15 protein-coding genes are annotated in these 12,805 nt (G+C 64.2%); 7 read left to right on the forward strand and 8 right to left on the reverse strand.

Annotated elements, in window-relative coordinates; translation table 11 throughout:
* Positions 1–87 precede the first annotated feature (87 nt).
* From AC0NID_RS07440 to AC0NID_RS07465, 6 genes are all read right to left on the reverse strand, one after another.
* The gene (locus tag AC0NID_RS07440) at positions 88–2,142 is read right to left on the reverse strand and encodes a M3 family metallopeptidase (protein WP_473452265.1); all 2,055 of its coding nucleotides are present in this window, start codon (positions 2,140–2,142) and stop codon (positions 88–90) included.
* 113 nt (positions 2,143–2,255) lie between these two features.
* Positions 2,256–2,672, reverse strand: coding sequence for a nuclear transport factor 2 family protein (locus tag AC0NID_RS07445; protein WP_473452267.1), 417 nt, complete (start codon positions 2,670–2,672; stop codon positions 2,256–2,258).
* Between the two features lie 103 nt (positions 2,673–2,775).
* Entirely contained in the window at positions 2,776–3,420 is a 645-nt protein-coding gene (locus AC0NID_RS07450; RefSeq protein WP_473452269.1) for a carbonic anhydrase, read from the reverse strand.
* 148 nt (positions 3,421–3,568) lie between these two features.
* Positions 3,569–4,345: a DUF429 domain-containing protein gene (locus AC0NID_RS07455; protein WP_473452271.1), complete on the reverse strand. Its 777-nt coding sequence runs from the start codon at positions 4,343–4,345 to the stop codon at positions 3,569–3,571.
* Complete coding sequence (pdxY, locus tag AC0NID_RS07460; RefSeq protein WP_473452273.1) at positions 4,342–5,226, reverse strand: pyridoxal kinase PdxY; 885 nt, start codon at positions 5,224–5,226, stop codon at positions 4,342–4,344. The genes AC0NID_RS07455 and pdxY overlap by 4 nt, the downstream gene beginning before the upstream one ends.
* Before the next feature lie 7 nt (positions 5,227–5,233).
* Positions 5,234–5,482, reverse strand: a complete 249-nt coding sequence (locus AC0NID_RS07465) for a hypothetical protein (RefSeq protein ID WP_473452275.1) — start codon at positions 5,480–5,482, stop codon at positions 5,234–5,236.
* A 149-nt stretch (positions 5,483–5,631) separates the two neighbouring features.
* Between AC0NID_RS07465 and AC0NID_RS07470 the strand changes: the two genes are divergently transcribed.
* The 6 genes from AC0NID_RS07470 to ppa all read left to right on the forward strand — a co-directional run bounded on the left by AC0NID_RS07470 (position 5,632) and on the right by ppa (position 9,963).
* Positions 5,632–6,270: a LemA family protein gene (locus AC0NID_RS07470; protein ID WP_473452659.1), complete on the forward strand. Its 639-nt coding sequence runs from the start codon at positions 5,632–5,634 to the stop codon at positions 6,268–6,270.
* A gap of 94 nt (positions 6,271–6,364) precedes the next feature.
* Complete coding sequence (locus AC0NID_RS07475; protein WP_473522240.1) at positions 6,365–7,159, forward strand: TPM domain-containing protein; 795 nt, start codon at positions 6,365–6,367, stop codon at positions 7,157–7,159.
* 4 nt (positions 7,160–7,163) lie between these two features.
* A complete protein-coding gene (locus AC0NID_RS07480) occupies positions 7,164–8,045 on the forward strand; it encodes a TPM domain-containing protein (RefSeq protein ID WP_473452277.1) in 882 nt (293 codons plus the stop codon).
* Positions 8,046–8,053: 8 nt separating this feature from the next.
* On the forward strand, positions 8,054–8,692 hold the full coding sequence (locus AC0NID_RS07485) for a TPM domain-containing protein (protein ID WP_473452279.1): 639 nt from the start codon (positions 8,054–8,056) through the stop codon (positions 8,690–8,692).
* A gap of 120 nt (positions 8,693–8,812) precedes the next feature.
* Complete coding sequence (locus AC0NID_RS07490) at positions 8,813–9,319, forward strand: GNAT family N-acetyltransferase (protein WP_473452281.1); 507 nt, start codon at positions 8,813–8,815, stop codon at positions 9,317–9,319.
* A gap of 110 nt (positions 9,320–9,429) precedes the next feature.
* Positions 9,430–9,963, forward strand: a complete 534-nt coding sequence (ppa, locus tag AC0NID_RS07495) for an inorganic diphosphatase (protein WP_473452283.1) — start codon at positions 9,430–9,432, stop codon at positions 9,961–9,963.
* A 230-nt stretch (positions 9,964–10,193) separates the two neighbouring features.
* On the opposite strand, the gene AC0NID_RS07500 is transcribed toward ppa, so the two are convergent.
* On the reverse strand, positions 10,194–10,784 hold the full coding sequence (locus AC0NID_RS07500; protein ID WP_473452285.1) for a hypothetical protein: 591 nt from the start codon (positions 10,782–10,784) through the stop codon (positions 10,194–10,196).
* A gap of 43 nt (positions 10,785–10,827) precedes the next feature.
* Complete coding sequence (locus AC0NID_RS07505; RefSeq protein ID WP_473452287.1) at positions 10,828–11,445, reverse strand: TetR/AcrR family transcriptional regulator; 618 nt, start codon at positions 11,443–11,445, stop codon at positions 10,828–10,830.
* A 74-nt stretch (positions 11,446–11,519) separates the two neighbouring features.
* Between AC0NID_RS07505 and AC0NID_RS07510 the strand changes: the two genes are divergently transcribed.
* On the forward strand, positions 11,520–12,803 hold the full coding sequence (locus AC0NID_RS07510; RefSeq protein ID WP_473452289.1) for an MFS transporter: 1,284 nt from the start codon (positions 11,520–11,522) through the stop codon (positions 12,801–12,803).
* Positions 12,804–12,805 lie beyond the last annotated feature (2 nt).

The following is a 12,805-nucleotide window of genomic DNA, read 5'->3' on the forward strand; positions in this document are numbered from 1 at the left end:
CGGCGTCCAGAAGGTTCTACACCTCAACGACGCACACAGATGGCGCAATGGGTGCGGCGTGACGCCTCTTTAGCCCTGCTCCGCCGTTCAGACCAGCCCGCGTTTGACCATCATCGCCTCGGGCGAAGGCATCTTGCCGCGGAAGGCGGTGTAGAGCTCTTCCGGGTCCTTCGAGCCGCCGGCGGCATAGATGTTCTTGCGCAGCCGCTCGGCCAGCGCCGGATTGAACGGGTCGCCCGTCTCCTCGAAGGCGGCGAAGGCGTCGGCATCGAGCACCTCCGACCACATGTAGGAATAGTAGCCGGCCGAATAGCCGTCGCCGGAAAATATGTGGCCGAACTGCGGGGTGCGATGGCGCATGGCGATGGTGTCGGGCATGTCGAGCTTTTCGAGCGTTTCGGCTTCGAAACGAAGCGTCTCTTCCGGCGCATCCGGCCGCGCGTGGTAAGCCATATCGATCAGCGCCGACGCTGTGAACTCGACCGTGGCGAAGCCGGCGCCGAAGGTGCGCGCCGCCAGCATCTTGTCGACCAGCGCCTTCGGCATCGGCTTGCCGGTTTTGACATGCAGCGCATGCTTTTCCAGAACCGCCGGCACGGTCAGCCAATGCTCGTAGAGCTGCGAAGGCAGTTCGACGAAATCGCGGCTGACCGAGGTGCCCGCGACCGACGGCCAGGTGACGTCGGTCAGCGTGCCATGCAGGGCATGGCCGAATTCGTGGAACAGGGTCTTGGCCTCGTCGACCGACAAAAGTGCTGCCTCGCCCTCCGGCTGCTTGGCGAAATTCATGATGTTGTAGATGACCGGCCTGGAGCCATGGCCGAGCTTATAGCCGGATTTCAGCGCGCTCATCCAGGCGCCGGAGCGCTTCGATGGCCGCGCGAAATAGTCGGCCAGGAACAGCCCGCGCTCGCTGCCGTCGGCATTTTTCACGACGAACACGCGCGTGTCCGGATGCCAGGCGGCAATGCCCTTCTTTTCCTCGAAGGTGATGCCGAACAGCCGTGTCGCCACGTCGAAGCAGGCATCGATGACGCGGTCGAGCTGCAGGTAGGGCTTCAGTTCGGCCTCGTCGAAGGCGAATTTCTCGGCGCGCAGCTTCTCCTGGTAGAAGCGCCAGTCCCAGGCCGCGAATTTTTCGTTGCTGCCGGCCTCGGTCGCCAACCGCTGCAACTCGGTCTGGTCGCTTGCGGCCTTTTCCAAGGCTTTCTCCCAGACCGGGTCGAGCAGCGCATGCACCGCTTCCGGCGTCTTCGCCATTGTGTCGTCGAGCTTCAGGGCGGCGAAGGAAGCGTAGCCGAGCAGCTTCGCTTTTTCGGCGCGCAGGCGCAGCATGTTGCGCACCACTTCCGTGTTGTCGGTGGCGCCGCCATTCTGGCCGCGCATGGTGAAGGCGCGGAAGGCGGTCTCGCGCAGGTCGCGGCGCTCGGAGAAGGTCGAGAACGGCTCGTAGATCGAGCGTGACAGGGTGACGGCATAGCGGCCCTTCTGGCCGCGCATCTCGGCGGCTTCGGCCATCGCGCTTTTCAGGAACTCCGGCAGGCCGGCAAGGTCGGCTTCGTCGAGGAACAGCGCCCAGTCTCGCTCGTCGGCAAGCAGGTTCTGGCTGAACGTGGTGCCGAGCGACGACAGTTTCTCGTTGATCGTCGCCAGCCGTTTCTTGCCTTCGGCGTCGAGCTTGGCGCCGGAGCGGACAAAGCCCTTCCAGGTCTTTTCCAGCACCCGCAGCGTCTCGGCATCGAGCTTCAGGGCTTCGCGGCGTTGGTAGAGATCGTCGATGCGGGCAAACAGCCTCTCGTTCATCGATATCGCCGAGAAATGCCGCGACATTTTTGGCGAGATGTCGCGCTCCAGCGCCTGGATCGCCTCGTTGGTATGGGCGCCGGCCCGGCACCAGAAGATCGACGAGACACGGTCGAGCGCCTCGCCGCTGAGTTCCAGTGCCGCTAGCGTATTCTCGATGGTCGGCGTCTCGGCATTGCCTGATATTGCTTCGATCTCGGCCTCGTGCGCCTTCAATGCCGCATCGAAAACCCCGGAAAAATCGCCGTCGCCGATGCGGGTGAAATCGGGCAGGCCGAGCGGCCCTTGCCAGGTGGTCAGCGGATGGGCGGCGAGGTCGACGGCTTTCGTGGACGGCATGGGCATCTTTCGCTGAGTAAGGGGCTTTTCGCTGAATGGCTGAAGAGGCGGGACCGTCACCGATGTAGGGCGCTGGCGCGCCGCACGCAATATCGCGGCTGGTCAAGTTCCGCTCAGTAGGCGTCGCAGGTTTCCGCGATCGCCGCCTGCGAACTGGCGGTGATGCGGTTGTCGGCGATCGCGAAGGTTTCTTGCATCAGCATGTCGTTGTTGGGAAAATCATAGCAGGCGACCACCGTGGTGACGCCGCCCTCGGTCTTCTCGATCCGATGCCGGATTTCAGCCCCGGCAACGGCGCCTTGCCATTCGTCGATCGAGTCGATGAACTCCTGCTTGGTCTGCACGACGCCGAGGTCGTCGAGTTTTATGCGGACGTCGTCGGCAAGCAAATCCGACAGTTCCGTGCGATCGGCGACCAGCAGCGCCGCATACCAGCGGCCGATGAGCGCGCCATCGTCGGCGCGCGCGAAGATGACTGAAAGCAGCAGCGTTGCCACGGCGAAAGCGATCGAGCGCCAATTCTGCATCATGCGACGCCTCCTGGAGCTTGTTCCATCCCGAGGGAACCGGGACGGTCTCTGTCTTCTCGCCTGATCATGATCTCATCTGAACCCCAGGGTTCGAGATCAGGGTCTATACCATTTCCGGCCGCTCGAAGTCACCGGTGTCCTTGTTCATCACCCAAAGCTCGCCGCTTGAGATGTCGAACCAGGCGCCATGCAGCGACAGCCGTCCCTTGCCCTCCAGGATCGAGACGCAGGGAAAAGTCCGGAGATTGGCGATCGAATAGCGGATCGAGATGCGTTCCAATGCGGTCTGGCGCTCCGTCGCCGTCATTAAGGTGCTGGAGGACACGGTCTCGGCCGCCGGCGCGATCAGGCTCATCCATTTGCCGATGAAGTCGCCGGACGAAAGGGGCGCGGCCGTGGTGTCAAGTGCTGCGCGGATGCCGCCGCAGCGTCCATGGCCCATCACCACTATGTTTTTCACCTTGAGGCTCTGCACGGCGAATTCGAGCGCCGCCGAGGTCGAGTGGAATTCGCCGTCGGGCGCATAGGGCGGCACCAGATTGCCGACATTGCGCAGCACGAAGAGTTCGCCCGGTCCGGCGTCGAAGATCGCTTCCGGAGCCGCCCGCGAATCGCAGCAGGCGACGATCATCGTTTCCGGCGCCTGGCCATCCTGGGCAAGCGCGCGGTAGCGCCCGCTTTCCGCGAGATAGCGGCCGCTCATGAAATTGCGGTAGCCGGCGAGAAGGTGATCGGGGAGATGGGGCATAGGCGGTGTCTGGAGCCTTTCCGGATTGGAGGCGGCAGCTCGTTTCAGTTTGGAAAGGCTCTAACGGCAAAAGCCGGTCGCGAGCAATGCCGAATCGCATGATCGCAAGGGACTGCGATTGCCTCGCCGATAGATGGGGCGAGGAAATTCACGCCCAGATCGCCACGGGGATGCCGAAACGATCGGTGAGCGGCGGATCCGGAAACGGCCTTGCCTCGCCGCTGGCGATGCGTGCGGCGATCAGCATCATCGCTGCGGCGTCGAGGAAGTCGTCGGTGGCCGCACCGCGCGGCGGCGTCTGGTCGAGAAAGCCCCTGACATAACCGTGCCGGCCAAGCAGCGCCTTGCGTTCCGCCATGCCGGCCGGGTTGATGGCGCCCTTGATCTTCTTCGGGAAGCGCATCGCCTGGTCGCCGTTCAGCCGGCAGAAGGCGACTTCCGGGTGCGATTCGAACACACGGCGGCGCAACTCCGGCCGGGCGATCAGCATGGCATCGATCTCGCGGATCTTGGCAAAGATGCCGAAGGCCTGGATTGAAATGCCGCGTGGCGGATCGGAGGTCGCTTTCGCCACTTCGCTTGCCCGGCGATGCGCGGCATACCAGGCCGCGGTCGTCGTGAAGTCATCTGTGTGCGCATAAAGTGCTGCACGCGAGGGGATGGCGAAGACGCTGGATTGCCTGTTACCGAGCAGTCGCCGCACCAGCGCCTCCGGCCCGCGGCCGCCTTTTTGCGAAATATCGGGCAGGCCGATCGGCATGTCGACGGCCACCGTCGCATTGGCCGGCAATGCGTCGAGCAGCGAAACAAAGCTTGGAAAAACGGCTACCGAGGGTGCTGCGCCGGGGTTACGAGTTGTCGAACCGGGATAGCGGCGAACGGCGATCCAGCCGGCCTTGCAGCCGTCGACGCCGACAAAAGTCACGCTCTTTTGTCCCGCCCCGGATGCAGGAGATGGCGAAGCTGCACCATCGCCATCGGGTGCGACAGGCTCTGTGCATCGGTTTCGAGCTGCAATTCGTCGCCGCCGCGCTTGGCGGTGCGCGCCAGGATCTCATAAACTGCCGCCGTGGTCGATTGCAGTGCCTTGATCGCCGGCTGGCCGGACAGGATGCGTGCCAGATAGACGGCCGCCGTCAGGTCGCCGAGCCCGTTGGGCGGCTTGTCGATGAGGCGATGTTCGGCCAGCAGCGCCTGGTTGCCGTTGAGCAGCAGATTGCCGGTGCCGCCGGCCATCATCGCCGGCGCCGAGGTGACCAGCATGGTCGGTGGCCCGGCTTGAAGGGCGGCCGCCACAACCGTTTTCAGGTCGGGCAATGGCGCTCCCGCCATCCATTCCAGCTCGTAGCGGTTGGGCGTGGCAATATCGGCGATCGGCATCAGCCGGTCGCGCATGGCGGTGGCGGTCGCCTCCGGCACATAAAGGCCGCCCGAATCGCCCATCACCGGATCGCAGATATAGACGGCATCCGGCGTCTTCGCCTTGACCGCGCCGACCAGCGAGGCGACGGAGTCCGCCTGGCCGCCTTCGCCGAGATAGCCCGACAGCACCGCCCCGACCTCGCCCAGCCACGGCGCGCGCTCGAGATCGGCCAACAGCGCCTGGAATTGGTCGAGCGGCGGCACGATGCGCGTCGCCCGTCCATGGCCCGGATGCCAAGGCAGGATGACGGTCGGCACCGCCCATACCGGAAAGCCCAGCGTCTCCAGCGCAAAGACCGCGGCGCGGTTGCCGACCGAGCCGCGCGCGACATGGCTGGAAATGACGATGACCGCGCGCGGCGCGTCGTGTTCTTCGGTGCTCACGGGATTCCTAACTCTGGATGACGAAAAGCACGAGCCAGATCAACAGGCCGATGGCGACAATGAGCCCTAGCGCCCGGCCGATGCGAGTGCCCCAATATTCGATCGGATCCGACTGGTCGGCATCCGCGGCAGTGACGTGATCGCGAGCGCCCTTCGCGGTCCGCGCCATGAACGACGTGCCGCCCGGATCAGTCTCACGTGCCACGCGCTCGATGATGCGGCGCGATTCGCTGTCGTTGTTTTGGCGTTCCGCCATGGCGATGTCCTGTTTTCGCGGCGACTTTAACCCGTTCGCCGCCTGGTGGTGAATGATGAAGAACCGGTGACGCTCCCAGCCGGAGGTCATGTTCTTGCATGCGGATTATGGTAATGCTTCGCCTGCCAGTCATACCGAGGGACCTTACCATGCTTGCCCAGCGCCTTGCCTCTCCTTTCTCCTTCCGCAACCTGCCGGCCTTGCTGATGATGGCCATACTGTTGCCGCTGCTTGCCGGCTGCGGCTACAACACCATCCCGACGGCGGAAGAAAACGCCAAGGCCGCATGGAGCCAGGTGCTGAACCAGTACCAGCGCCGCGCCGATCTCATCCCCAATCTTGTCGAGACGGTCAAGGGCTATGCCGCGCACGAGAAGGATACGCTGGACGCCGTGGTCGAGGCACGCGCCAAGGCGACGCAGGTCACGGTGACACCGGAAACGTTGAGCGATCCGGAAGCCCTCAAGAAATTCCAGGACAGCCAGGCCGGCCTGACCAGCGCGCTGTCGCGGCTGCTGGCCGTGGTGGAGAATTACCCCGACCTCAAGGCCAACCAGAATTTTCTGGCGCTGCAGGCGCAGCTCGAAGGCACCGAAAACCGCATCGCGGTCGCCCGCCGCGACTATATCGAGGCGGTGAGGGAGTACAATTTGACGCTGAGGACCTTCCCGTCGGTGATTTGGGCGACCTTGTGGTTCCGCAGCAATCAGCCGTTCGCGAACTTCACCATCGAGGAAGACAAGATGCAGACGCCGAAGGTCGATTTCGGCGCCAAGCAGGGTGGGTGAAGAACAGCTGGTGAGCGTGGTCCCTATTGGCCTTGCACTCCGTCGCGCCCCCCTTTGTCCGGCAGGACAGAGGGGGGCGCGACGGAACGCCAGCCTGGCATTCCTGTACGGCATTTTATGCCTCCTCTCCCTCTCCCTCTCCCTCACCGCTCTTGCCGCCGAATTGCCTGTCCTGACCGGGCGGGTCGTCGACAATGCCGGTATCCTCGATGCTTCGACCAAGGCGGCGCTGACCCGGAAGCTCGCCGACTTCGAGGCCAAGAGCTCCGACCAGATCGTCGTCGCGACGGTTGATAGCCTCGACGGCGAGGAGATCGAACCTTACGCCAACCGTCTGTTCCGCGCCTGGAAGCTCGGCCAGGCCGGCGAGGACAATGGCGTGCTTTTGCTGGTCGCCAAGAACGACCGCAAGATGCGCATCGAGGTCGGCTACGGGCTGGAAGGCACGCTGACCGACCTGCACACCAAGCTGATCATCGAAAACGACATGGTGCCGGCCTTCCGCGCCGGCGATTTCTCCGGCGGCATAACCAAGGCCGTCGACGACATGGTCATGGTGCTGGAGGGCAATCCGGAAGAGCTGGAAGCGCGCGGCGAACGCAACCAGCAGCCGCCGTTCAACACCGACGATCTGTTCTTCGCGATCTTCATAAGCATCTGGGCAATCATCTTCTTCGGCAGCATCGCCGCCTCCATCCTGCCGCCGATCTTCGGCAAGAAGATCGGTCCTGGCCGCTATCGCTGGCTGGGCATGACCTTCGAGCCGAGCCGGCGCTCGTCCGGTGGCGGAGGCTGGTCTTCGGGCGGGGGAGGCTGGTCCTCGGGCGGTGGCGGCTTTTCCGGCGGCGGCGGCTCGTCCGGCGGCGGCGGCTCATCGGGAAGCTGGTGACGAGATGGCAAGACGCGCCATTCGTCCCATAGCTTCCGGCCGCTCCACCACCACGATCGGCGCTGCCTTGGTGGCCATGGCGGCGCTGCTGCTTGTCGGCTTCACCGCTCTCGCCGCCGAATTGCCTGTCCTGACCGGGCGGGTCGTCGACAATGCCGGCATCATCGATGCTTCGACCGAGGTGGCGCTGACCCGGAAGCTCGCCGCCTTCGAGGCCAAGAGCTCCGACCAGATCGTCGTCGCGACGGTCGATAGCCTCGACGGCGAGGAGGTCGAACCCTACGCCAACCGTCTGTTCCGCGCCTGGAAGCTCGGCCAGGCCGGCGAGGACAATGGCGTGCTTTTGCTGGTCGCCAAGAACGACCGCAAGATACGCATCGAGGTCGGCTACGGGCTGGAAGGCACGCTGACCGACCTGCACACCAAGCTGATCATCGAAAACGACATGGTGCCGGCCTTCCGCGCCGGCGATTTCTCCGGCGGCATAGCCAAGGCCGTCGACGACATGGTCATGGTGCTGGAAGGCAATCCGGAAGAGCTGGAAGCGCGCGGCGAACGCAATCCGGCCGACGACAATTCCCTCGACACCATCGTCGTGCTGTTCATGATCGTGTGGGCGACGCTGTTTTTTGGTGGCCTGGCGATGGCGTTCCTGCCGCCGATCTTCGGCACAAAGCTGTCGCCGGGCGTGTATAAATGGCTGGGCATGACATTCCGTTATGGCCAAAGGCGTTCCTCGTCCTCGGGCGGCGCCTGGACAACCGGTACCGGCAGCGGCTGGTCATCGGGCCGTTCCGGCGGCGGCTGGTCGTCGGGCGGTGGCGGCGGCGGGTTTTCGGGCGGCGGCGGCTCGTCCGGTGGCGGCGGTTCTTCAGGAAGCTGGTGAGACACGACATGGCAACACGACCGATCGGCCCGGAGGATCATGACCGCATCGCCGAAGCGATCCGCGCCGCCGAATCAAGAACCGACGGCGAGATCTACTGCGTGGTGGCGCATGCCAGCGACGGCTATTTCTTCCCGGCCGCCTTCATGGCGACGTTGGCCATGCTGTTCGTCAGCCTTGCCGTCGCTTATGGGCTGGAAGCCTGGTGGCTATCGATCCGCGTGCCGCATTTCGTCATCGCCCAGGTTCTGGCGCTGGTCAGCGTGCTTGTCCTGTTGTGGACACTGCCCGGCTTGCGCATCCATCTGGTGCCGAGGCGGCTGCGCTACCAGGCCGCGCATGCCAATGCGATAAAGCAGTTCCTCGCCCGCAACGTCCATCGCACCACGGCACGTACCGGCGTCCTGATCTTCGTCTCGATCGCCGAGCGCTACGCCGAGGTGGTCGCCGACAGCGGCATCGACGCCCAGGTCCGCCAGGATGTTTGGGACGGCGTCGTCCGCGACCTGACCGCCCATGCCCATAACGACCGCCTCGCCGACGGCTTCGTCAAGGCGATCGAAGCGACGGGCGCGGTGCTGGCCGAACATTTTCCGGTCTCGTCCGGCGGCAGCAATGAGCTCGACGATCATCTGGTCGAGATTTGAGTCGATCCTGAACGTGTCCTGACGGCACCTCTGCGGACCTGTCGATGGCCTGTGCGAAAGCATCGCGCCGGCTGACCGGACTCTTGCATTCGGTCGATGCCGGTTTATGGTTAACCAATCATGAACACGCTGAGCATCGACATCAGGAAAGCCGAGCCGCGCGACGCGGATGCCATCGCCGACGTGCACCAGCAGGCTTGGCTCGGCGCCTATGCCGGCATCATTCCGCATCGCACGCTGACGTCTATGATCAACCGTCGCGGCGCGGCCTGGTGGGCGAATGCCATCCGTCGCGCCGCCACCGTGCTGGTCGTCGAGATCGGCGGCAAGATCGCCGGCTACGCCACGATCGGCAAGAACCGCGCCCGGGAACTAAGGCAGCAGGGCGAGATCTACGAACTTTACCTGCGTCCGGAATATCAGGGCATCGGGCTCGGCAGCCGGCTATTCTCGGCGGCACGGGCGCGACTGGCGGATCATGGCCTGAAAGGCATGGTAGTGTGGGCGCTGGAGGACAACCAGAACGCGCTCGCCTTCTATGCCGGCGCCGGTGGCCGCGACGTCGCCGAGGGCGTCGAGGTCTTCGAGCAGAAGGCGCTGAAGAAGGTCGCCTTCGTCTGGGAATGACGGCCCGGCATTCCTCTCCATAGGCTCTCAGTCTGCCTCAGCACCATTCGCCGCATTGCACCATGCGCCGCCGCCCGCTATCGGTCTCCAATCGAAAGAGGGACAAAGCCATGCGTATCCAAGCCATAGCCACCGGAAAGAACCCCCCGGAAGACGTCAACGTCATCATCGAGGTGCCGATCGGCGGCGAGCCGATCAAGTACGAGATGGACAAGGAGGCCGGCACGCTGTTCGTCGACCGCTTCCTGCACACCTCGATGCGCTATCCCGGCAATTACGGCTTCGTGCCGCACACGCTGTCTGGTGACGGCGACCCGATCGACGTGCTGGTCTGCAACACGCGCGCGCTGGTGCCGGGCTGCGTCATCAATGTGCGACCGATCGGCGTGCTGGTCATGGAAGACAATGCCGGCCTGGACGAGAAGATCATCGCGGTGCCTTCACCCAAGCTGACGCTACGCTACGAGAACATCACCGAGTACACGCAGCTGCCTGACATCACGCGCGACCAGGTGCAGCATTTCTTCGAACACTACAAGGATCTCGAACCCGGCAAATGGGTCAAGATCGAGGGCTGGCACGGTGCCGCCTACGCCAAGAAGATGATCGTCGAGGCGATCGAGCGGGCCAAGGCGAGCAATTAATCCGACGTTTTTCCAAGCATTGCATTAAGGTGGTGCGGAAACTGCGAGACGTCGGCGGGACAGCGCCCCCCATCTCCCGGGGGAGATTGGCAGTTTGGCCGTCCCGTCTCTCTTTCAGCGTTGGAGATTGGCGAAAGCGAAAGTTGGCAGCCGATCTCCCTCCTTTTGTGGGGAGATGTCCGGCAGGGCAGAGGGGGGCGTGAAGGATCGCCGAAGGGCGGCGGTTGCCACTAATTGTCGACGCGGCCGAAGTCCGGCGCCTTGCCGATGACGACGCGCTTGTCCTTGCCGCAGGCAAAGGTCCTCGCCTTCTCGTCGGCGAGCTTGCGCGCCTGGTCGTTGGCACTGGGGTCGCCCGTGGCCAGCACCAGGCCGACGGTGCAGCCCACATAGGTTTCCGGCTGGGCAACCTTGGCGACGATCAGCACTTCGGTCGGTTTGTTCTCGTCCTCGGGATTGCTGATCGAGCGACGGTGGATGACAGCGAAAGGAACGGCGCGATCGCCGTTTGTCTCGATGCGCCACTCGATCCTGGGGCCGGCCGAATTGAAGCCGATAAAGCTTTCCCAGACCGCGGTCATGTCGCTTGACGGAAATCCGTAGAACAGCGATTCCCGGGCATCGTCGTAAGCGACCAGCACCGGGTAGCCGCGGTAGCCGGAGCAGGCAAGACTAGCCCAGTCGCCGTCACCTTCCTCGGCTTGCGCGTAGGTCACGCAGTTCTTCTTCCAGTCGAGATCGGTGTAGACACTGGAAATGTCGCCGGCCTGGGCCGCTTGACAGAGGCCGGCGAGGGCAAGCGGGATCAACAGGGTTCGCATGGCGGACATCTCCGTTTCGGGCGGCCCAGCGTATCGTCTAACGCTATTTCTTCAAGCTCGCCCCGATCAGCAGATCGGCATTCCTGGCCACCGATTGCGCCGGTCCGCCGTGCCCGAACAACTGGCCGCTGATATAGGCGCCCTCGATCAGCAGCAGCAGCCCGTCGCCCAGCGTATCGGCGTCGGCGGCGCCCATCGCGGCCGCCATGGCGCGCAGGCGGCGGCGCAATTCCTGTTTGTTGGCCTCGCTCACGATGCGGGCCGGGTGGCCGTGCTCGGGATATTCGACCGCCGCATTGGTCATGCCGCAGCCGCGATAGTCAGCTTTTTGCGTGCGCTTGCCGACGCGGGTCAGGAAGGCGGCAATCTGCGCGCGCGGATCGCCGGGATGGGCAGCCACCGCCTCATCGAAGCGGCCCCAGAACTCGAGGTCGTATTGCCGGAGATAGGAGGCGGCCAGCTCGTCCTTGGACGGAAAACTGCGGTAGAGGCTGGGCTTGGTGACGCCTGCGCGCTTGACGATCTCGTCGACGCCGATCGCCCTGATGCCTTGCCGATAGAACAGGTCACGCGCCACGCCAAGGATCTTCTGAGCGGCCCGGAGTGGTGGCGCCACATCATCCGAGTTGATCGTCGGTTCAATGCTTTTCATTCTCGACATGGTGTTGCCCGGTTGACAATGTTACCGATCGGTACGTATACCTTTCACCCATCAGCAACGTACCGGTCAGTAACATGATAGTCCACTCCCGTCCGTTTGGCCAGCGCTACGCCTTCGTCGTGGTCGCCGTCATTTTCCTTTGTCTGCTGATCGCGGCAGGCCTCCGGTCGGCGCCGGCGGTCATGATGCTGCCGCTGGAGGAGAGCTTCGGCTGGCGGCGCGACGTCGTCTCGCTCGCCGCGGCCATAGGCATCTTCCTCTACGGTCTGACCGGACCGTTTGCCGCAGCCTTGATGGAACGGGTCGGGCTGCGCCGCACGCTGCTGGCAGCGCTGCTGCTGATGTCGGGTTCGACGGCGCTCAGCCTGTTGATGACCGAGCCATGGCATCTGCTTCTCACCTGGGGCGTGTTTTCCGGCGTCGGTTCCGGCGCGGTCGCCACGGTACTTGGCGCCACCATCGTCAACCGCTGGTTCAAGACCAATCGCGGCCTGGTGATGGGGCTGATGTCGGCCTCCGCCGCTACCGGCCTGCTGGTGTTCCTGCCGCTGCTCGCCGCACTCGCCCAGTCAGGCGGCTGGAAGCCGGTCGTCATTACCATTGCGGTCGCCACCGCCTGCCTGGTGCCGCTGGTCTGGCTGCTGGTGCCGGAGCGTCCGGCCTCGATCGGCATGGTACGCTACGGCGCCGAGGCCGACGACGTGCCGCCGGTTCCGCCGGCCTCGCAGGGCAATTTCCTGATGCACACGCTCAACACGCTGCGCCGCGCCGCTGGCACCCGCGTGTTCTGGTATCTGTTCGCCACCTTCTTCATCTGCGGCTTCACCACCAATGGACTGGTTGGCACGCACCTGATCGCGTTCTGCGGCGACATGGGCATCGGTGAGGTGCAAGCCGCCGGCCTGCTGTCGCTGATGGGCATCTTCGACCTGATCGGCACGACGCTGTCGGGCTGGCTCACCGACCGCTTCGATCCGCGCAAGCTGCTTGGCGTCTATTATGCGATCCGCGGCCTGTCGCTGATCTATCTGCCCTACTCCGGCTTCTCGTCGACCAGCCTGATTATCTTCGCCGTGCTCTACGGATTGGACTGGATCGCCACCGTGCCGCCGACGCTCAGGCTGTCGAACGAGGCGTTCGGCGACCGCAGCGGGCCGATCGTCTTCGGTTGGATCGTCGCCGGCCATCAGGTGGGCGCTGCGACCGCAGCCCTCTTCGGCGGCACCATGCGCGAACTGCAGGGCAATTACGAACTTGCCTTCCTCATAGCCGGCATGACGGCAATAGCCGCAGCCTGCATCTCGCTGTTGATCAACACCAGCCGGCCGGCCTTCGAGCCGGAACCGCAGGCGGCTTAAGG

It is taken from the genome of Mesorhizobium sp. WSM4821, assembly GCF_055901555.1.

Excerpts from the sequence above, each read along its gene's own strand:
- AC0NID_RS07440 (WP_473452265.1), bottom strand. The coding sequence starts at position 2,142 with ATGCCGTCCACGAAAGCCGTCGACCTCGCCGCCCATCCGCTGACCACC.
- AC0NID_RS07445 (WP_473452267.1), bottom strand. The coding sequence starts at position 2,672 with ATGATGCAGAATTGGCGCTCGATCGCTTTCGCCGTGGCAACGCTGCTG.
- AC0NID_RS07450 (WP_473452269.1), bottom strand. The coding sequence starts at position 3,420 with ATGCCCCATCTCCCCGATCACCTTCTCGCCGGCTACCGCAATTTCATG.
- AC0NID_RS07465 (WP_473452275.1), bottom strand. The coding sequence starts at position 5,482 with ATGGCGGAACGCCAAAACAACGACAGCGAATCGCGCCGCATCATCGAG.
- AC0NID_RS07470 (WP_473452659.1), top strand. The coding sequence starts at position 5,632 with ATGCTTGCCCAGCGCCTTGCCTCTCCTTTCTCCTTCCGCAACCTGCCG.
- AC0NID_RS07480 (WP_473452277.1), top strand. The coding sequence starts at position 7,164 with ATGGCAAGACGCGCCATTCGTCCCATAGCTTCCGGCCGCTCCACCACC.
- AC0NID_RS07485 (WP_473452279.1), top strand. The coding sequence starts at position 8,054 with ATGGCAACACGACCGATCGGCCCGGAGGATCATGACCGCATCGCCGAA.
- AC0NID_RS07490 (WP_473452281.1), top strand. The coding sequence starts at position 8,813 with ATGAACACGCTGAGCATCGACATCAGGAAAGCCGAGCCGCGCGACGCG.
- ppa (WP_473452283.1), top strand. The coding sequence starts at position 9,430 with ATGCGTATCCAAGCCATAGCCACCGGAAAGAACCCCCCGGAAGACGTC.
- AC0NID_RS07500 (WP_473452285.1), bottom strand. The coding sequence starts at position 10,784 with ATGCGAACCCTGTTGATCCCGCTTGCCCTCGCCGGCCTCTGTCAAGCG.
- AC0NID_RS07505 (WP_473452287.1), bottom strand. The coding sequence starts at position 11,445 with ATGTCGAGAATGAAAAGCATTGAACCGACGATCAACTCGGATGATGTG.
- AC0NID_RS07510 (WP_473452289.1), top strand. The coding sequence starts at position 11,520 with ATGATAGTCCACTCCCGTCCGTTTGGCCAGCGCTACGCCTTCGTCGTG.